Origin of the sequence: Flavonifractor sp. An112, assembly GCF_002161085.1 — a bacterium.
GTDB classification, from domain to species: Bacteria; Bacillota; Clostridia; order Oscillospirales; family Oscillospiraceae; genus Flavonifractor; species Flavonifractor avicola.
In genome coordinates, this window is the sequence record NZ_NFLU01000002.1 from 98,854 (window position 1) to 118,452 (window position 19,599).

19 protein-coding genes are annotated in these 19,599 nt (G+C 56.5%); 7 read left to right on the forward strand and 12 right to left on the reverse strand.

All coding sequences use genetic code 11. The annotated features are described in order from the left end of the window. Positions 1 to 348 precede the first annotated feature (348 nt). The gene (locus B5E56_RS02015) at positions 349 to 4,212 is read right to left on the reverse strand and encodes an acyl-CoA dehydratase activase (protein WP_242958734.1); all 3,864 of its coding nucleotides are present in this window, start codon (positions 4,210 to 4,212) and stop codon (positions 349 to 351) included. A gap of 118 nt (positions 4,213 to 4,330) precedes the next feature. Here B5E56_RS02015 and B5E56_RS02020 point away from each other — a divergent pair, with 118 nt between their 5' ends. From B5E56_RS02020 to B5E56_RS02045, 6 genes are all read left to right on the forward strand, one after another. Further along, positions 4,331 to 5,008 (forward strand): Crp/Fnr family transcriptional regulator, encoded by a 678-nt coding sequence (locus B5E56_RS02020; protein ID WP_087388209.1) that lies wholly within the window; start codon positions 4,331 to 4,333, stop codon positions 5,006 to 5,008. Between the two features lie 129 nt (positions 5,009 to 5,137). After that, positions 5,138 to 6,157 (forward strand): ABC transporter substrate-binding protein, encoded by a 1,020-nt coding sequence (locus B5E56_RS02025; protein WP_087388211.1) that lies wholly within the window; start codon positions 5,138 to 5,140, stop codon positions 6,155 to 6,157. Then, the gene (locus tag B5E56_RS02030) at positions 6,147 to 6,896 is read left to right on the forward strand and encodes an ABC transporter permease (protein WP_087388213.1); all 750 of its coding nucleotides are present in this window, start codon (positions 6,147 to 6,149) and stop codon (positions 6,894 to 6,896) included. The genes B5E56_RS02025 and B5E56_RS02030 overlap by 11 nt, the downstream gene beginning before the upstream one ends. Further along, a complete protein-coding gene (locus B5E56_RS02035) occupies positions 6,890 to 7,576 on the forward strand; it encodes an ABC transporter ATP-binding protein (RefSeq protein ID WP_087388215.1) in 687 nt (228 codons plus the stop codon). The genes B5E56_RS02030 and B5E56_RS02035 overlap by 7 nt, the downstream gene beginning before the upstream one ends. A gap of 78 nt (positions 7,577 to 7,654) precedes the next feature. Next, positions 7,655 to 7,984, forward strand: coding sequence for a cupin domain-containing protein (locus B5E56_RS02040; protein WP_087388217.1), 330 nt, complete (start codon positions 7,655 to 7,657; stop codon positions 7,982 to 7,984). Between the two features lie 20 nt (positions 7,985 to 8,004). After that, positions 8,005 to 8,349 (forward strand): cupin domain-containing protein, encoded by a 345-nt coding sequence (locus B5E56_RS02045; RefSeq protein ID WP_087270355.1) that lies wholly within the window; start codon positions 8,005 to 8,007, stop codon positions 8,347 to 8,349. A 245-nt stretch (positions 8,350 to 8,594) separates the two neighbouring features. Here the strand turns inward: B5E56_RS02045 and B5E56_RS02050 are convergent, their stop codons facing one another. The 5 genes from B5E56_RS02050 to B5E56_RS02070 all read right to left on the reverse strand — a co-directional run bounded on the left by B5E56_RS02050 (position 8,595) and on the right by B5E56_RS02070 (position 13,231). Further along, a complete protein-coding gene (locus tag B5E56_RS02050; protein WP_087388219.1) occupies positions 8,595 to 10,688 on the reverse strand; it encodes a heavy metal translocating P-type ATPase in 2,094 nt (697 codons plus the stop codon). A gap of 52 nt (positions 10,689 to 10,740) precedes the next feature. After that, on the reverse strand, positions 10,741 to 11,013 hold the full coding sequence (locus B5E56_RS02055) for a DUF6110 family protein (protein WP_006575244.1): 273 nt from the start codon (positions 11,011 to 11,013) through the stop codon (positions 10,741 to 10,743). 169 nt (positions 11,014 to 11,182) lie between these two features. Then, positions 11,183 to 12,103: a helix-turn-helix domain-containing protein gene (locus B5E56_RS02060; RefSeq protein WP_087388221.1), complete on the reverse strand. Its 921-nt coding sequence runs from the start codon at positions 12,101 to 12,103 to the stop codon at positions 11,183 to 11,185. Positions 12,104 to 12,212: 109 nt separating this feature from the next. Further along, a complete protein-coding gene (locus B5E56_RS02065) occupies positions 12,213 to 12,635 on the reverse strand; it encodes a flavodoxin (protein WP_006575242.1) in 423 nt (140 codons plus the stop codon). Positions 12,636 to 12,679: 44 nt separating this feature from the next. Next, on the reverse strand, positions 12,680 to 13,231 hold the full coding sequence (locus tag B5E56_RS02070; protein WP_087388223.1) for a DUF3793 family protein: 552 nt from the start codon (positions 13,229 to 13,231) through the stop codon (positions 12,680 to 12,682). 261 nt (positions 13,232 to 13,492) lie between these two features. On the opposite strand from B5E56_RS02070, the gene B5E56_RS02075 reads away from it, so the two are divergent. Continuing rightward, positions 13,493 to 13,888: a metal-dependent transcriptional regulator gene (locus B5E56_RS02075; protein ID WP_087388225.1), complete on the forward strand. Its 396-nt coding sequence runs from the start codon at positions 13,493 to 13,495 to the stop codon at positions 13,886 to 13,888. A 198-nt stretch (positions 13,889 to 14,086) separates the two neighbouring features. Here B5E56_RS02075 and B5E56_RS14820 read toward each other — a convergent pair whose 3' ends face one another. The 6 genes from B5E56_RS14820 to B5E56_RS02105 all read right to left on the reverse strand — a co-directional run bounded on the left by B5E56_RS14820 (position 14,087) and on the right by B5E56_RS02105 (position 19,568). Beyond that, positions 14,087 to 14,230 carry a hypothetical protein gene (locus tag B5E56_RS14820; protein WP_242958736.1) on the reverse strand — a complete coding sequence of 48 codons (144 nt, stop codon included), beginning with the start codon at positions 14,228 to 14,230 and terminating at the stop codon, positions 14,087 to 14,089. Positions 14,231 to 14,267: 37 nt separating this feature from the next. Continuing rightward, a complete protein-coding gene (locus B5E56_RS02085; protein WP_087388229.1) occupies positions 14,268 to 14,513 on the reverse strand; it encodes a heavy-metal-associated domain-containing protein in 246 nt (81 codons plus the stop codon). 6 nt (positions 14,514 to 14,519) lie between these two features. After that, complete coding sequence (locus tag B5E56_RS02090; protein WP_087388231.1) at positions 14,520 to 15,206, reverse strand: class I SAM-dependent methyltransferase; 687 nt, start codon at positions 15,204 to 15,206, stop codon at positions 14,520 to 14,522. 184 nt (positions 15,207 to 15,390) lie between these two features. Next, positions 15,391 to 17,130, reverse strand: coding sequence for an ABC transporter ATP-binding protein (locus tag B5E56_RS02095; protein ID WP_087388233.1), 1,740 nt, complete (start codon positions 17,128 to 17,130; stop codon positions 15,391 to 15,393). Continuing rightward, a complete protein-coding gene (locus B5E56_RS02100; protein ID WP_087388235.1) occupies positions 17,127 to 18,878 on the reverse strand; it encodes an ABC transporter ATP-binding protein in 1,752 nt (583 codons plus the stop codon). Before B5E56_RS02100 ends, B5E56_RS02095 begins: the two co-directional genes overlap by 4 nt. 69 nt (positions 18,879 to 18,947) lie before the next feature. Next, a complete protein-coding gene (locus tag B5E56_RS02105) occupies positions 18,948 to 19,568 on the reverse strand; it encodes a TetR/AcrR family transcriptional regulator (protein WP_087388237.1) in 621 nt (206 codons plus the stop codon). Between the last annotated feature and the right edge of the window lie 31 nt (positions 19,569 to 19,599).

Genomic DNA, 19,599 nt, shown 5'->3' on the forward strand with positions numbered 1-19,599 from the left:
TGGCACAAACAACGCCGCCTGCGCTTGGAGGCTGGGATGGACTCTCCGGTGAGGGGACGCCAAATTGACGGTGCCCTCACCTTTTAGTACCACTCAGTCCACGGGGATAATGCCGCTTCCCCGGACCACCATGGCATCTACCGGCTGGATTGGGGCATGGGGAGCAGCACCCATCCTGAGCTGTGCTCCACCAGACACAATCCATATTCAGGGACATACATCGGGTCAAATCAACAACAGGTTTTTTCCTTCACCACTCCTCCGGTGCTTTTTCTACAGCCTCGGTCGATAAAAACAAAAGAGGCTTCTATAAACTGCCTGCACGGACAAAGGGTATGATTCTGGGGTTTATTTCAGGTAATAGAGGAAGGAGTTTAGGCGGGACCAGGCGCTCTCGTCCCAATCACTGTCCATGGCAAGATGTAAGTGGGGGATTCCACCCATTTCACCAGTCATATCCAACAGTGTTGCTGTGTTTTCATACCGGGGAGCCAGCGTCAGCACACCAGCCGATGTTCGGCCAAGTTCCCGTGCCTTGGCCAAACGGTACCGACCGTTGGCTCCGGCAAATCTCGGCAGCAGCTGATCCGCTGCAGTACGCATCCCCTCCGGATCTTTGGAGAAGCTGCTTCTCGCCCCCAATAGGCGCCCCAGTTCTGTCATTTGATCCGTCCAGGAAGCGGCTATGACACTTCCGGAATTTCGCCAGAGAAACCAGAGGTACTCGCTCAGGGGGGCACGATACAGAGGCCGGCCCTGCCTTTCCAGCGTTCCCAGCACCCCGTCGTTTAGAGCAAACAGCGTAAGGGGTTCTCCCACCGCGGCAAGAGGCTGGCTTTTGACAGGGATGCTTCCGATTTGCGCCGCCAACGTGCTCAGGCTGTCCCAATTTGGAATGTCGTCTGGACTTAGTGCGCTGCGCTGCTCAGGCGGGGCGCACAGTATGAGATCTCCTGCCAACACGGCTCGGAACAACAGGTCTGGATCTGGGATGTTCTCCGGCAAAGTTTCCAGTTCCGGGGAAACCAGTGTTACCCGCTCCAGTCCCCGGTTGGCAAGCACTGCCTCCACCGCCCACGGGTACTGGCCGTCGGCCTCCGCGCCTTGAGTGGAGGGAATCAGCATCTGAAAGGAATCGGATTCCTTCTCCGCTGCGTTCAGAATACCATCCAGTAATGCGGGGAAGGGAAGGTACTCTTTGGAACTGGTCTCCCCCCGGCCCAAAACCAGGGAAGTGCCGCCCAGAGGCATGGGATGGGTTTCCACATTCCATACCATTTCAGCATATTTCCTAAGATATGTGGTAAACGGCGGCAGATCCAAAACATATAAAGGGCCGTGGTTTGATTCTGGGATATCAACGACTTTGGTAGAGCAGTGTTCCACAGCTGTGAGCTTAAAGTGATCCGGCAGTGGCTGAGAGGAACGGCTTTCCAGACTCTGGAGAAATGCCTCGATGCGAGTAATAACGCCTACTGGTGAGAAGTGCTCATCCACTTCGATGTGCAGATAGGGTTTTTCGCCCATCTCCTTCCGGAACAGATAGGAGAGCATCGTATCCGGTCCGCAGCCGTGATTGGTGAGATAGACGGCGTACAGATTGGGGTGATGGGCCACGAGTTTCGCCCCGGAGAGGATGTGTTGTCCGAAGGGCCAGTACAGATTGGGGTAGTCCGCTGACAGATCCAGGTCGTGAGCAGGTAAATGGGAGAGAGTAATTACCTTGTGCCCCCGTTCCAGCAGCAGACGAGGGATTCCCATATTCAGCACCGGATCGGAAAGACCGTAGTTCCGGGTGATCAGTACAAGTACTTTGTCCTCAGGATTCAGAGAGGAAAGCAGTTCACGACCCTGCCGCTCTACTGCTGCTGTATGCCGGCGTACCGCTTGGGCTCCGGCCATCAGGGCAGGCAGACACCGCAGTTTGGGGATGCCAAGCTGTTTTCCAAGGCCCAGCATAGCTGATGCCATCGCTTCCTGCCCAAAGTCCAGATCGAACACAGGGTTGAGCAACTCAATGCCCTGCTCTGCCAGACGAAGGGCACGGGCGGCCAACTGAGGTGCGGTCTGCATATAGACACAGCCGTAGTTGTGCTCAACCTTGGAGGTCTCATGCCTCATGGTATGGATGGAGGGGAGAAAGATATAGTCAACACCGCGCTCTGCCAACCAGGCCATATGACCATGGATCAGCTTTACCGGGTAACAGGTCTCCGCCTGGGCTGTCTGTTGGGAGAGGCGTATGATCTCCTCGTTGGTAGACGGCGAGAGCAGTACATTGAATCCCAACTGCCGGAAGAAGGCATTTGCCATAGGAAAGAACTTGTGGATCATCAGGGCAAAAGGTACACCCACCGTTTTCCTTCCGGGGACAGGTGTTGGATCATAACCTTCCAACAGCAACCGTGGGCCACGCTGGTAAAAGGCGATGTTGCGTTGAATCTCCGCGGACAGGGCGACCTCCGCTTCCGGCTGCCTGTCGAACCCATGGAAGCGGGTAGGGCCTTTCTTGGATTCCAGTGCCAGCAGAGCGGCGCCGTATGCTCCACTGATGGAGAAGCAGGGAGAGACTGTGAGCCGATCTCCAAATTCCTGGCGGAAAGCGGCCACGATGCCGGGGTTATAGGCCACACCGCCCTGGAGCACAATATGGCGTCCTACTGGCTTGCTCCCAACTACTTTGTGGAGATAATTTCGGACAATGGACTGGCACAAACCGGCTGCGACCTCTGCCTGGGTGGCTCCCTGTGCCTGGGCAGATAGGATAGCGGTCTCGATAAACACGGTGCATCGCTCTCCCAATTCCACAGGGGCCTTTGCAGTAAGTGCCAGGCGGCCGAAGTCCTTCAAAGGGATGTTCATGCGTGCGGCCTGCTCCTCCACAAAGGAGCCGGTTCCGGCAGCACAGATTTTGTTCATTTGAAAGTCTGCAACCTGCCCATTCTGAAGGGAGATGTATTTAGAATCTTGACCGCCGATCTCAAAGACGGTATCTGCTTTGGGCATACATTGGATGGCAGCTCTTGCCTGGGCTGTAATCTCATCTCGCACGGCATCCGCACCGATGAGCCGGCCGATCCGCTCTCGTCCGGAGCCAGTGACGCCAACTGCCAGAAGGGGAATCCGCCCAAAACGGGAGCGGATATTCTCCAGGCCCTTTCGCACCGCAGCCTCCGGGTCTCCGGCGGTGCGAAGATACTGGAAGTCCACCAGTTCTCCGAATTGATCCGTGAGAACCAGGTCTGTGCTGGTAGAACCTACATCAATGCCCAAAGCGCAGCCCTGTGGTGGGATATGGCCGGAAACAGGCGGATCAGATACAAAAACCTTGGGATCAGGCCCCAGTGGCTGACGACGGTGCAGCCGGTCTTCCGTGTTTGAATCCTGCCCACACAGAGAGGCCAGTAGTTCTCCCATGGAACAGGTGCCTGCCTCCTGAGCAGCCAGCGCAGCCCCGGCGGCGCCGGCGTAGAGGAAATTCTTCGGTAAAATCAATTCTTCTTCCGTGAGACCAAAAACATCCCGAATAGCCCGAAGAACCCCCGCATTGTAGCCAACTCCGCCACATAAAGCCACAGGTTTCTCCACAGGAAGTCCCCGCACGATAACCGCTTTATAGTTGCGGACCATTGCGTAGCAGAGCCCCAGCAGAATGTCAGGAGTAGGCACCCCCTCCTGCTGTCGGTGAATGATATCCGTTTTAGCAAAGACAGCACAGCGGCCGGAGAGGCGGGGGATGGAGCGAGCCTTTGCTACCAGTTCGGAATAATCCTCGATCCGCAAGCCCAGCCGGGACATTTGGTCCTCAAAAAAGGAGCCGGTGCCCCCGGCACAGTGCTCATTCACTGCAAATCTGGGAGGAGTACCACGATCCAGCTCTGTGAGGAAACGAGCACTTTGACTGCCAATTTCGATGGCAGATTTCACTTCCGGCGCCAGCAGACGGATACCGCGATGGATGGCAGGAATATCGCCCAGAGTCGAGAGTCCGGGGCAGGCATCTGAAAGTCGATCTCCTGCGCTTCCGGTGAGCATTACCGGATAGCCGCAAGCATTGCTATCCGCCTGCAGTAGTTCGCCGAGAAGTGCCCGAACTGTTTGAACTGCGGCACCATGATGCGCGGAGGATTTGAACCACAAAAGCTCCCTCTCCTGTGAGAGCATAGCCAGTTTGACAGTAGCAGTTCCGCAATCTAAACCGATCCCATTCATAGACAGCCTCCTTACATTGACATTTCATTGTCTAAGCAGTATAATAATGGTTAGTTATTGCTAACTATAAAGAAGCTTTTTGTTTTTGTCGGTTGCCACAGCAACACGGAGGGATCTCATGGGTTCGATTTTTGCGGCGATGCGCCGTTGCCAGCTGTTCGACGGTATTCCGGAAGAAAAGTATCAGAATGTTCTTAACTGCCTGCATGGAGAAGTGCGGGCAATTCCAAAGGACACAATTCTGCTGCGGATCGGTGATTGCCAAAAGCGCCCCGGCGTTGTTATGTCTGGCACCTTAAGGATCTCACTTTACAGCGAGGACGGAAATCTACTAACCATTGATCGCCTGAGTAGGGGGCGCGTGTTTGGGGAGACATTGGTCTGCTCCATGTCCCAAGACAGCCCCATTCAAATTGATGCCCTTAACGATACAGAGGTGCTCTATCTGGACTTTGACCCTTTGTTGCTGCAGCAAGAGAACGGGTGTCCATACCGGATGCGGGTAACCGCCAATTTGTTGCAGGAAATGGGAAGAGGAGCTTTATTCCTCAACCAGAAAATGCGTATTTTGGCACAGAACCGGCTTCGCAATCGGATTAAGGTCTATCTTCAAGGTTTGCCAGTTGCCTCCAATGGTGAGATACGCTTGGAGATGGGACGTGGAGAGATGGCGGACTATCTGTGTGTAGATCGCAGCGCCCTCTCCCGGGAACTGGGCCGAATGCAGAAAGAGGGTATTCTTACTTATCAGGGACAGGTTATTCAAATTTTGGACAGTAAGTTTTTAACCGCATAGACAGAAAAATCAGGGCTATCCGTTGCCATAGCAACGGACGGTCCTGTTGTTTTATGTAATAATCCCGCTTGTGGTTAGCTATGTCTAACCACAAGCGGGATTATATTGATTCAGATTGGAGGATCTCAAATGAAACGCACTCTTGCTTCCATCCTGGCTTCTGCTATGATGCTCTTTGCCCTGGCCGGTTGTGCCGGGGGCAATGCGCCTGCGGACAGCACCAACCAAAACGACACAGCAGAGGAATCCAGCCAGGCCGCCGAACCGATTACCATCTCTGTAGGCGTGCCCACTGCCCCGCCTGCTCTGCCGGTTCTTCACATGATGGAGGAGCAGCTGCTGGGGGAGAATGTGACAATTGACCTGAATGTGTGGAATACCCCGGAAGAACTTCTGGCTATGGTCCAGGGCGGAGAACATGACCTGTACGCATTTCCCCTGACCGTGATATCCACCCTCTATAATAAGGGACTTGATGTACGTCTGATGAATGTGAACACCTGGGGCGTTACGTACTTTATGACCACCGATCCGAATTTCACAACCTGGAGCGACCTGGAGGGCAAGACGGTATATATTCCGCTTCAGTCCTCTCCTCCAGATGCGCTCACCCAGTATTTTATGAGTGAGGCCGGCCTGACGGTGGGTGAAAATGTCCAGGTGGTCTACGCCAGTACTGCAGAAGTAGCCGCCCTTTTGGCCTCCGGGGAGGCGGAATACGCCACCTTGATCGAGCCCCAGGTTACTTCCGCCATGGTACAGAATGAGAATGTGCGCCGGGCACTCAGCTTTGAAACCGAGTGGCAGCGATCCACCGGCACCGATACCATGATCCCCAACGCGGGCTTCGGCACCACCCAGACATTCCTGGACGAGAACCCTGAGCTGGCCGCCCAGTTCCAGGCCGCCTATAAGGAGAGCGTGCAGTGGGTGTTGGATCACCCGGCTGAGGCTGCTGCGCTGGCTGAGGAGTATCTGGGCATGAAAGCCGCAATTGTGGAGGCAGCGATTCCCAATATGGGCTTGACTTTTAAGAGTGCCCAGGACGCCAAAGAGGAACTGGATACCTTTTATAACCTTCTTTACAACTTTGAGCCCTCTATGATCGGTGGAAAGCTGCCCGATGAGGGGCTGTTCTATGCAGGGTAAGGCGGGACTGTGGTTCCGCCGTACCCTGGGAGTGTGCCTGCTGCTGGGAGCCTGGCAGCTGGCATCTCTCTTTTTCCCGCCGCTGGTGGTGCCCCCCATTGCCCAGGTCCTTTCTACATTGGTTCGGCTGATGACGCAGTCGGATTTCGGAGCCACCATAGGAACAACGATCCTGAGGCTGATTGCCGGTCTGGCCATCGGTGTGGGCGTTGGCGCTGTTCTGGGGCTGTTGTTTGGCCTGTGTCCCAAGATAGAGGATGTGGGAACCCCACTGATCCATGTGCTCCAGGCCATTCCGCCCGTATGCTGGGTGGTTCTGGCACTGGTGTGGTTTGGATTTAACGGAAAGCCTTGCGTCTTCATCGTGGCCACAGCCACAGTTCCAACTGTGGTGATCAACCTCAGTCACGGCGTCCGCAGCGTAGATCCACAGCTGTTGGAGATGGCGCGCCTTTACCAATTTTCCCGCTGGAAGATGCTGCGCCATGTAACCCTTCCTTCTATCCGCCCCTATTTCCGCTCAGCGCTGGAAATCGTGATCGGAGGCGGATGGAAGCTGGCAGTTATGGGAGAGGTTCTTACTACAAACAGCGGAATCGGAGGAGCCATCACCACGGCCCGGCTCAACATCGAGCCCGATGCCATCATTGCCTGGTCGCTGCTGCTGGTATTGGGGTGCTATCTCACACAAAGATTGCTGAGGATGGCTTTTTGTGGGAAAGAAGGTGTGATATGCTGAAACTGAGCGGAATCACCAAGTCCTATGACGGATTACCTGTCCTGTCTGACTTGTCTTTGACCCTTTCTCCGGGGGAGATCGTGGCCCTGATCGGTCCCTCCGGCTGCGGAAAGACCACGCTTCTTAACCTGATTTCAGGCCTGGCAACACCTGACACGGGTACCATCGAGGCAACCGATACTCGGCTGAGCTATATGTTTCAAAGTCCCCGCCTTCTGCCGTGGCGAACGGTGGAAGAAAACATCCGTCTGGTTCGTGAGGATGCTGAGCCGGAGGCTGTGCGTACCCTCATTTCGGATGTAGGGCTGAAAGGCTTTGAGGGATACTATCCTACGCAGCTCTCCGGGGGCATGGCCCGTCGATGTGCGCTGGCACGGGCCTTCCATTTCGGCGGAGAGTTCTTCCTGATGGATGAGCCCTTTCAGGGACTGGACTACGGCATTCGCATGGAGATGGTGAATATGCTTCTGGAGATCTGGAAGATCAAAAAGCCAGGCGTTCTGTTTGTCACCCACGAAATTGATGAGGCGTTGACCGTGGCCACCCGGATTGCTGTCCTGACACCCAGGCCAGCCACCATTCAAACATGGATCACCCTGCCTGGCCGGGAAGGCCGGGATGCCTCGGCGCCGGAACTGACGGAGATCCGGCGGGAAATTATTGGTCGCATCACAGCCTGATCGTTGTTGCTGTGGCAATGGAATGATCCCGTTTCCTGGGGTATCATAAGGATAAAACGACCCATGGAGGTATGAGCAATGGACTTTTTACGCAACCTGCCCACACAGCAGCCCCAGCAGCTCACCCATCTGATTCAGATTCAACCTGACCGCGTGGTCAGTATGGCTATGAGCCGGCAGGAACACTGCCAAATGACTCTTTTGGCCTTCGGCGACGGAGAGAGTATCAGCGAGGAATGCTATTTTGGCGATACCCTCTACTACATTCTGGAGGGGGCGCTTGATGTCTCTGTGGGGGAGGACAGCCGCTGTCTTCAAACGGGCGATTGCCTGGCAGTTCCCGCCCATACCCCCCACGCAGTAGTTGCTCCGGATGGCTGCAAGCTGCTGCAGATCACGCTTTCATAATGATTTAGGAGGAATAACTCATGGAAACTCTGATTAAGAATGTCCCTCATGCGCAGCCCTTTGCCTTGAAGGGGCAAGTGGAATATGAAGGGGGTAAGGTTGTCAGCCTGACCCTGGCCCAACAGCCCGGTGCGGGGATCACCCTGTTTGCCTTTGATGCGGGTGAGGCCATTAGCACCCACGCTGCTCCCGGAGACGCTATGGCGACTATTTTGGAAGGAACGGCACAAATTACCATTGACGGCGTTCCCCACACCCTAAACGCAGGAGAAGCCATTATCATGCCTGCCGGCATCCCTCACGCAGTACAGGGCGTGACAGCGTTCAAGATGTACCTGGTGGTCGTGAAGACCCCGTCCTGCTGACAGAAAAAGAACGGACTCCATAGAAGCATTTTGACATCTGTGAAGCCCGTTTTTTATTCCAGTCCTGTCAGCAATTCGGCACACCCAGCATATCCAGCTCTGTGGGATCATGCGTGACAAGCAGCACGGTTTTTTCCATGCACAGGCGTTAGGTATATAGAGGCATATATCAGGCAAATAATTACCTATTTAGAAAGAAGTAAAATAAGGAGAGGCGATCTCTGTAGATTGCCTCTCCTTATTCGTCATGGTGTATTCTTTTTGCTAAGTGGTAATGCACTCATACTCCGTAAGCTGACGCCCAGGGTGGAGAGATTGTGCAGCGTGGCAGAGGTGGCGGGCGGCAGAACACCGACCACACCAAGGGCAATCAGGGTGCCGTTGAAGCCGATAACGAAGCGGTAGTTGGAGTGGATGCGCGCCATCAGCGCCATGGCGATCCGGCGCAGCTCTACCAGTTCCCAGAGACTGTCGGCAGCGATGGTGATGTCCGCGATCTCCCGGGCGATGGCGGCGCCGTCGCTGATGGCGATGCCCGCATCCGCCTCGGACAAGGCCGGTGAGTCGTTGATGCCGTCGCCCACCATCAGGACGGTATGCCCCTTCCGGCGGAGCCGTGCCACATACTCCGCCTTGTCCGCCGGAAGGACTCCAGCGCGGAAGTCATCCACTCCCACCTGGGCGGCAATGGCTGCGGCGGTGCGGTAACTGTCGCCGGTGAGCATGACGGTATTGGTGACCCCCAGAGCACGGAGGGTGGACAGAACTTCCTTCGCCTCCTCCCGCAGCGGGTCAGAGATGCAGATCACGGCGGCCAGCTGTCCCCCCACCGCCAGATACAGGTGGGAATACTCCGGCGGCAGGGCGTCAAAGCGTTCCTGTTCGCCCTCTGGAATGACGCAGCCCTCATCCTCAAAGACAAAGTGGGCGCTGCCGATGAGGACCCGCTCCCCATCTACGGTGCTGGCGATGCCGTGGGCCACCAGATATTCCACCTTGGAGTGGTACTCCTCGTGACGCAGGCCCCGGCGCTTCGCCTCCTCCACCACGGCGTTGGCCATGGAATGGGGAAAGTGTTCCTCCAGGCAGGCGGCCAGCCGCAGCATTTCGGCTTCCTCCTTAGTGCCGAAAGATACCACCTGAGCCACCCGGGGGCAGGCGTGGGTCAGGGTGCCGGTCTTGTCGAAAACGATGGTGTCGGCGGCAGCCACCGCCTCCAGGAATTTGCCGCCCTTGACGGTGATGTGGGCGCGTCCCGCCTCCCGCATGGCGGAGAGGACGGCCAGAGGCATGGCCAGCTTCAGCGCACAGGAGAAGTCCACCATCAGTACCGACAGAGCCCGTGTCACATTCCGAGTAAGGGCAAAACTCAGCAGGCTCCCGGCAAAGGTATAGGGCACCAGCTTGTCCGCCAGATTGGCGGCCTTGCTCTCAGCCTCCGACTTCATCTGCTCCGACTGCTCGATCATGTGGACGATCTGGTCATAGCGGCTCTGGCCGGAGGCTTGCTTCACTTCCAGCACACATTCGCCCTCCTCTACCACAGTGCCGGCATAGACCGCGCCGCCGGGGCGCTTGGGTACCGGGATGGACTCTCCGGTGAGGGACGCCTGATTGACGGTGACCTCCCCCTCCAGAACCAGACCATCCACGGGGATGATACCGCCGGCACGAACCACCACGGCGTCCCCCGGCTGGATCTGGGACACGGGGACCAGTACCTCGCCCTGGGCCGTGCGCAGCCAGACCCGATCCACATTTAAGGACATACACCGGGCCAGATCCGCCACGGATTTCTTTCGGGTCCACTCCTCCAGCAGCTCACCCACCTCCAGCAGGAACATGACGGTGCCGGCGGTATCAAAGTCGCCCCGGAACGCCGAGATGGAAATGGACAGGGCGTCCAGCAGCTCCACCTTGACGCGGCGGCGCAGCAGGCAGCGCAGTCCCCTTCGTACAAAGGGGATCATGTGCCAGAGTATGCGGGCAAGGCGCAGTGGAGGCGGGAGAAACAGGGTGCAGGCGGCCTTGCACACCACCTTTGCCACCAGCTTCTCCTCAAATTCCCGGTTCAGTGCCCGGCTGCTGTGGGCGGGAAGCGCGGTGGTCTGCTCCGCCTCCTGCCAAGAAAAATGCCGAATTTCGTTCAGCACGGTTTGGCGAGTCCCGTCGTAGTACAGGATGACGCAGCAGGTGCGCTCGTGGACGGTGACCTGCCGGCACCAGGACTTTCCCTGAATCCATGCCTCCAGCAGATCCGCCTGAGCGAGTGTCATCTGTTTTTGCCGCAGCCGGAACCGGATGCGCCCCCGGCTTTCGTGCAATATGGTTGCGTTCATAGGTTCCTCCTTCACGAAAAGAGGGAGCCGCTGGCGGCTCCCTCTGGGTCAATCAGGCTTCTTCGCTCTCCAGATTGGCAGCGGCGGCTTCCTCCGCTTCCTTCGCAGCCCGGTCCTCATTCAGCTCCTTGGCGGAGGCCAGAATGTCCGCGGCGTTTTCCTGCACCGTGGTCACAGTCCCCATGACCGAATCCTTCATCCGCAGGCCGGCGGCCGTGACATGGACATAGGCTTTCTTGGCGTCCTTGCTGGACAGCAGCTTGATGCCAAAAGAACCAAACAACGCACCACCCGCAAAGCAGGCAAGTTTCGTATAAACGCTCATTGTGATCCTTCCTTTCCCTTATTTCCGTTTGTAGCCGGTGACCATGACCATAATCATGCAGATCACAGCGCCCCACGCCCAAAAACGATGCTGTTTCATCGCTGTCACTCCTTCTGAATGCTTTGGAATGTCTGATTATTGTAGCAGAAACCGTGGGTGTTTGTCGCTGTCAAAACGGACGCAGAGTTGCGGTTTCCGACATTTTTCTGTACTGGCCGGGGGTCATGCCATACTCCCGCTTGAACGCTGCGTTGAACTGGCTCATACCCTCATACCCCACAGCCTGCGCAATTTGCTGAATGGGCATCCGGGTGGTGCAGATCAGCTCCTGTGCCCGTCGGAGGCGCTGTTGAACCAAAAAGCTGTGAATCGGCATGCCATAGGCGCGGCGGAACCCTTCTTTCAAGAAGGTCGGGGAAAGCGAAAACTGTTTGCAGAGGAACGCAATGGTAAGCTTATCAGACAGATGCGTCTGGATGTATGCCTTGACTTCCAACAGACTGTGGGATACTGGGCAGCCTGAGCCGGAGAGAGAGCCATTCGATTCAGATACCTCGGTGCAGAGCAGATACAGCAGTTCCACCGACTTGAAAACACAGTAGCGTTCCTGCTCCTGCTCAGACAGATAGCGAACCGTTTCAAAAAATGACTGCGTCCAAGGTGTGCCGCACAGAGCCATGCAGCCGTTCCTCGCCGTCATCTTCTCCTTGACGATTCTGGTGTCCAACCTCATCCCCAGGGTGGAGCAGACTGTCACAAGGCTTTCTTTTGCAGCTTTGGCGTCCACAGCAATCAAAACGCCGCCCAGGTTTCCGCTATACTGACACGAGCGGAGAGCGGAGCTGTCGGAGAGGAGGAAGATCCCCGGAGCCTCCACCATGCAGGAAGCACCCTGTAACGCTCGGACAGTAAGGCGGCCAGTCATGCAGAACAGCGCCTCAAACTGGAGCGGTGCGCCGCACACTGGGACAGACCGCAGAGGTTCCTGCTCCGGTTCCGGCAGGGAAAATCGGCAGATCTGCACCCCCGGCATACCGTGGCCCCAGCGGCCCGTGCCGGAGCCCTGCCTCAATAAGTATTCTTTCAGCATATTTCTCACGACCTGTTTCTCTGGGTTCGAAATTGGTTTTACCTATGCTGACCGGGGAACCAGAGAGAAGGCAGGAGACAAGCGCCTCCTGCCTTCTGCGGTGCTTTTGTCAGGCCAGTGACGCGCCCAGCTCGCGGCAGGCCGCCAGAGCGTCATCGTCCGGAGCCTCGTTGCAGATCACGCTTTCGCAGGCCAGATTGGCGCCGTCGTCGTTGCAGCGGGACTCCCAGCTGCGCATCCATTCGCCGTCGCCCCAGCCGTAGGAGCCAAACAGAGCGATGTTCTTTCCGCTCAGCCTGCCCTCACAGGCGGTGAACATGGGCTCGAACTCGCTCTCCTCCAGCTGCTCCGACCCCATGGAGGGGCAGCCAAAGGCGATGGCGGAATACTCGCCGACCTGCTCCGGCGAGAACTCTGCGGCGGTAATCACAGACACCTCAGCGCCTTTGCCCTTGGCGCCTTCGGCCACCGCCATTGCCATGGCCTCGGTGTTTCCCGTGCCGCTCCAATACACAACTGCAACTTTACTCATAAGACTCAACGACCTTTCTTTCTGGATTTGTTATGGTAGAAACATCAACCAGACACGGTGAGCTGCTCGATGGATTTCCCTTGCTGCCACTGCCGGGAGTAGATCTTGCTGCACATCTCATATTTTTCAAAGATGTTTTTGGCGGTCTGCTCGTCGCCGTAGACCTTCCAGCAGCCCACGCACTTGTGATTGCACGCCCGATTGCAGATGAAGCCCAGGACATCCTCCGGCGGATAGCTCAAAAACAGGCCGATCTCATGGGGAAATTCCTCCTCGCTCCGGAGCCGGTGGATGAGGTGAACCACACAGCCGTTGGGGTTTTCCGGCACATAGCCGTATTTCAGAAGCAAGGCTCTGGCGCGGTGATCGGTCAGATCGCTCTCCAGCGCATTGGGCCGGTAGGCGTAAATCAAAGCGCGGCCTTTGCAAACCCGGAGCGGCAGAACGCGGATGCCCTTGGGCACCAGTTTCTTGTTCAGCCGACATAAGTCTCTCGTCAGATCCTTCCGGCTGGGGCAGGCGCAGGAAAAGAGGTTTCCCGTCTTGATCCCGGCCAGGGTGGGAGAACAATGGCGAATCAGCAGATCCTCTGACATAGCGTTTTCCTCACAAAATCATGTCCATTCGAAGACTGTACGGCGAAATAGAAAAACTGACAGTAAATGTGGTTAGCGATTGCTAACCAATGCGTTAAATATATAGCTGCCGCTTTTGGTTAGCGGTAGCTAACTAACGCAATTATATACAGGACAAATTCGCTTGTCAAGAGGACGGATGGATTTTGTTGACAGAAAAAATGGCGCTTGTCGGACGCCTGTGTTATAATAAGCAAAACGCCCGTTTTTTTGGAGGTTCCTATGGCGATTCACGAGTCTGGCCAGATGTATCTGGAAACCATCTATATTCTTTCACAGAACAGCACCTTTGTTCGAGCTATCGATGTGGGAGAGCAGTTGGGCTTTACCAAGCCCAGCGTCAGCAGAGCCATGTCCATTCTGAAAAAGGACGGATATGTGAATGTGGATGCTGACGGAGCAATTACCCTGACGGAGACCGGGCTTGCCATTGCTAAGACGATGTACACCCGCCACACGGTGTTGAGCCAGATGCTGATGGAATTAGGAGTGGACGAAGAGACTGCGACCGAAGATGCCTGCCGGATCGAGCATGTGATCAGCGAAAAATCCTTTGCGGCGGTGCAGGCGCACTTGGAGCAGGTAACGAAAATGCGGGAAGATGCTCACGGGCAATGAGCCTATGCAAATTTGGCCGACTTTGCTATCGAGCGGCAACGCGATAAGTGAATACCTGCCATTTGGCACGGAATATCAAATGAGGTGGAGCCTTGATATGGCCTCCACCTCATTTTTATGTGATCTGCGCTTTTAAATCAGGAGCGACCTGCTGTGTAAGTTCACCGCCAAGCGTACCTGCTCCATAGCTCCAAACGCTTACGGTAGCTCATCCTTATGTGTCTGCTGGCTTTTCAAAACCTTTCGGGCGGCTTTTTTGATTTTATGGCACACGCCAAGAATAGCGATGCAAAATAGCAGAGCCGCTAATCCATATCCAAACGACTGCGTTGCCGTGTTCATGTTCATGCCTCTTTTCTGGCCGCTGCTGCCAATGAACTCAACCGAACAATCCTCTTTTTTTGTACGGCTCCTTTTGGATTGTGCCGACCTCATACCCCGTGCTGCGAATGGCGTTCATAACAGCCTCTGTGTCCAGCTCTGTTTCAGAGAGGATCACGGTCTGGTTTTTGCTTCGGGAAGAAATCACCTTTTTGACCGGGCAGGCTTTGCGAACAGCGTCATTGACATGAGCCTCGCACATCCCGCACATCATTCCGTTGACTTCCACTGTGTACTTCCACATGTTCTCTCACTCCTTCTTGACTTTTGGATCATCGAGCTGCGCGGACCGGAAGGTGGTCTGCCGTGCCGCGGTCCGTTCATCGGGGATCTTCCTGGCCATCAGACAGCACAGCGGCGCCAACGAACTTCCGAGAAGTGGATGGCGAACGATGGAATAGCCGCGCTCGGACAGGTATGCCATCAGCTCCCCGGCAGTCCAGACATGATACACCCGAAAGCCTGAAAGCCCCATGAACCAGAGCCGGAGTCTGGCGCTTCGGCTTTTGCCCCAGACAAAGGTGGGGGCGGACAGCCATCCCCCCGGCTTCAGAACCCGCCAGGCTTCCGCCAGAGCTTTTTCCGGATGAGGCATGACATGGAGGGCGTTGGAGATCACGACTGCATCGAAGCTCTCCGGGCCGTAGGGCAGCTTGGTGGCGTCCTGGACGGAGAAATGGAGCCGGGACGAATGCACCTGCTTTTTGGCCTGACGGATCATTTCAGCTGAAAAGTCGGTTGCCTCCCAGCTCCGGACACATGGAGACAGCGGCACGGACAGCTGGCCTGTTCCGCAGGCCAACTCCAGCACATCCATGTCCCGTTTCAGAAAAGGACGCATTGCTTTGCATATCTGCTGATAGGTCGCCTGAGAGCAGCGCATGAAGCCGGCGTAATGCCGTGAAAACCGCTCCCAAAACTGCTTGTTGTCATCCATACAGTATGGTCACCTCAATGATGGTTAGTGCCTGCTAACTACATCATACTCTTTGTCGCATGAAATTGCAAGATGCCACTATATTGGATTTGTATGCCCCCCGGGATCAATCAAGGGAAGAAGCTGGAACGAAGAATGACCGGGACACGCATCCCGGTCATTCTTTTCTTTCGCGCCTCTGCCTTTACCGGCACCAACTGGTGGGATTGGAGCGGGCGGTGATGAAGCGGCGATAAATGCCCTCCTCCTCCATAAGTGTGTCGTGGGCGCCGGCCTGAACGATGCGCCCCTGGTCGATAACCAGGATCTCATCGGCGTGACGAATGGTATTGAGCCGGTGGGCAATGACCAGCAGGGTCTTGCCCCGGCACAGTTGGGTGATGGCCTCCTGGATGTAGCTCTCATTGTCGGCGTCCACGCTGGCAGTGGCCTCATCCAGAATGACGATGGGAGCATCCTTCAGAATGCAGCGAGCAATGGAGATTCGCTGTCGCTCTCCGCCGGATAGGCTGGCTCCACCTTCGCCGATGACCGTGTCAAAGCCGTCGGGTAGCTCCATGATGAAGTCATAGCATCGGGCTTTTCTGGCCGCCTCATAAACCTCCTCCCGTGTGGCGTCTGTCCGCCCCATGGCGATGTTGTTATAGACGGTATCCTGGAATAAGTAGACCCGCTGGAACACCATGGAGATCTGATCCATCAGATCAGAAAGAGGAATATCGCGGATATCCCTGCCCCGCACTAAGATTTGGCCCTGTTTGACATCCCAAAACCGGGAGAGCAGGTTGGCTACCGTACTTTTACCGCCGCCAGAGGGCCCCACCAGGGCCAGCATCCGGTTTTTCTCCAGTGTGAAAGAGACATCATGCAGTACCTCTTTCTCCCCGTAGGCGAAGGTGACATTTCGGAACTCCACCTCCGGGGCACCGCCGGCTTTGGGTAAGGTCTCCCGGCCCCGGTCAGGTAGTTCTGGCTGGGCCAGTACCGCCTCGATCCGGTCCATGCAGGCGTTCATCACCGTCAGGCGGGTGGCTTGGCTGTAGAGTGCCTTAATGGGGCCGAAGAGGTCAAAGACGAAGAGCAAGACACCCAGCAGGAAGGTGATGGAGAGCTGCCCCCGGCCATAGAGCCAGAGAGACAGGGGAATTATCAGCACCGAGCCCAGACCGCACACCAGATAAAGGGCCCGCATCCAGGGGGCCTGGCTTTCCTCGAACGCAATGCTGACCTTGCGGCTCCGGGCGAAATTCTCGGTGAGCTGCGCGGAACGCTCTCCCAGCAGGTTGAAGGTCTTGGCGATGCCGATGCCCTCCACATAGTCCAGTACCGCCCGTGTGAGAGCCTCGCTCTGCTCCTGTCGGACATCAGAGTGAGCCAGGGTGCTCCCCAGGGAAGCGCGGCCCAGCTGCCAGATGATCAGTACCACCACCAAGGCGGCCAGTCCCAGCCAGGAATTCAGGAAGGCCAGCCACAGCACCAGAATGGCCTGGGCAAAGGTATAGCTCATCATGTTGGCAATGTCGTGCATACAGTTCTCCTCAATAAACACCATGTCGGTGGACAGAACGGAACTGATTTTGCCGATGTTGCCCTCTGTGAAATAGCCCATGGGCAGGCGGCGCAGATGCCGCCCCAGCTCCATGCGCAGATCGGCGAATACCATATAGCCCGCCGCGGCCTGGAGCCGGTCAGCGATATTCTGGCACAGGCACTCCAGCAGCACGCAGCCCACCGTGCCCACCGCCAGCCACAAGCACAGCCGTGCCGTTATGGTTCCCTGGAGAAAAGCGCTCAGGGCCAGGAAGGACAGACCGATGGGGGCCTTGGACAGCATGGCCTTCAGGAACGCAAAGACAAAGGCCAGCTTGATCCGCCCCTGATAGGGGCCGGATACGGACAGGATTCGTTTCATCAGCGCGATCATGCCTCGTCGCCTCCTTTCTCCGCAGAGACACGCCAGGCAGCGGCTCCCTCGGCAGCCCGCCACAGTTTTTCATAGGCGGGGCAAGTCTTTCGCAATGTATCGTGGCGGCCAATCCCTGCCACATTGCCCTGATCCAGCACCACAATCTGATCGGCGCCTACAATGGACTGAAGCCGGTGGGCGATGACGATGACCGTCTTGCCCCGGATCACCTCGGCAATGGCGGCGTTCATTTTTTCCTCATTCTCCGGGTCCACGCTGGCGGTGGCCTCATCCAGCACCACGATGGGAGCGTCCTTCAAAATCGCCCGGGCCAGGGCGATCCGCTGCCGCTCCCCGCCGGAAAGCCCTTTGCCGCCATCGCCGGCCATGGTATAGATTCCTTTTTCCAGCCGTTTCAGAAACTCTCCGCATTGAGCCCGTTCCGCCGCCGCCAGCACCTCCTCGTCGGTGGCGCCGGGTCTTCCCAGCCGGATGTTCTCCAACAGGCTGGTGTTGAACAGGAACTGCTCCTGCGCGACGAAGGAGATCTGCTCATTCAGAGAGGCGAGGGACATCTCTCGCAGGTCTTGCCCCCCCAGCGTGATGCGTCCGTCCGTCACATCGTAAAAGTGGACCAGCAGCTTGGCAAGGGTCGACTTCCCGCTACCGGATTCTCCCACCAAAGCAGTGAGGCTCCCCTGTGGGACAGAGAAGGAGATGCCGTGGAGGACTTCGTCCTTTTCATAAGAAAACCGCACATTCTCAAAGCGGATCTGCAAATCGTTTCCGTTGAAATCCGTTTTTCCTTCTTTCAGGGGCGGAATATTGAACAGAGATTCCATTTGATCGATCTTGTAGCTCAGCTGGGGCAGCACCGACATAAAGTTCATAGCTCGGACCAGAGGCGGTCCCACGGAAAAGGACATGCACAATACCAGCGCGTAATCCGGCAGGGTGGAGGCGCCGGTGAGTACCAGATAGCCGCCGGCCGGCAGCAGCACCAGCGCCACGCAGGGCAAAATGCTGGTGTAGAGTGCCATCCACAGCCAGCAGGCCCGAAACCAATCCAGAGTAAAATCACGGTAGTTTTTCACATCGGTTTCAAAGCGGTGATAGGACTCTCCGTCCCGGTTAAAGACCTTCACGACTTCCATGCCGTTGATGTACTCCACGATGGTGTTGTTCATTTTCTGCCCGGCAGCGTAGTAGTCTCCCATCTTGCTCATGCCGGAGCGGTACATCATGCCCATAGCCAGCACGCCCAGTGGGAGGGAGCAGAGGGAAAGCAGACCCAGCTTCCAGTCCGTGAGGAACATGGCCACAAATACCACCACCGGCACCGCCAGATTGGACAGCCCTTCCGGCAGGGCGTGGGCCAGCAACAGCTCCATGCTCTCGATGTCGTCAATGAACATCTTCTTCCAGACGCCAACGCCCTTCTCCTGGATCGCGCCCAGGGGCTGCTTTTCCAGCTTGCTCTGGAGATGGAGCCGGAGGTTTTCCAAAGTATGATAGGCGGAGCGATGAGACAGAGCCAGCCCCTCCACATAGAGAAGGCCGTAGAGGACCATGCACAGAGCCATGGCTCCGGCGTTGAACAGGGTTTCCTCCAATGTGAGACTGCCCCCAGTCAGCAGGGGTCTCAGCAGGCGGTAGAGGAAGAAATAGGGCAGCACGCTCATGGCCACGCCGGCCACCAGTACCAGAATGGAGGCATAAGTCGTCTTCCGGTGGCGTCCGGTGTAGCGCAGGACTTTTTGAAACACAGTATCACTCCTTTTTGGTTAGTTATTGCTAACTTTCTGGCGAGAAAAAAGCCTCCGGAGAGGCATTTTTCACCCCTTGGGGAATCCCAGGGCGGCATACCAGTCAAAGAGACGGCAGACCAGAGTACAGTGGCGCTGGATCTCCGGCCAGGTGAAGTCGTGGATAAAGGGCTCGTAAATGGTGGTCCAGAAAGCGGACAGAACTACATGAAGTTCCTCTTGCGTCATATCCACCGTACATAACCCTCGGTGTCTGGCCTCAGCATAGTAGGTCCAGGTGCCTTCCGTCATTTTCTCAACCCAGTCGTGCTGGAAGTTGGCGTAAGCGGTGCCCTCCGCTCCGGTGAGCAGCAGCACAAAGCCATCCCGCCGCTCATTGAGAAAGCGGAACCACCACAGCATATATTCCTCATCCATATACCACGCCCGGATCAGATCTTCGTCGGAGAGAGCGGATGCCGGCACCGCCGTCCGCTCCTCATAAACAGCATCCAAATCCGCCACCGTATCCGCCACCACAGCGCGAAACAGCTCCTCTTTTCCGGCGTAACGCTTATAAAGAGCCCCGGTTGTCACACCCGCTCGCTGGCAGATGGATTTCAGGGAAGCCCTCTCAAAGCCAAGCGCCAGGAACTCCTCTCTGGCACTGTCCATGATCCGAGGGTCGATGGAAGTATCCGGTCTTGCCATAACACCCCTCCCGACAAATGATAATTTGATT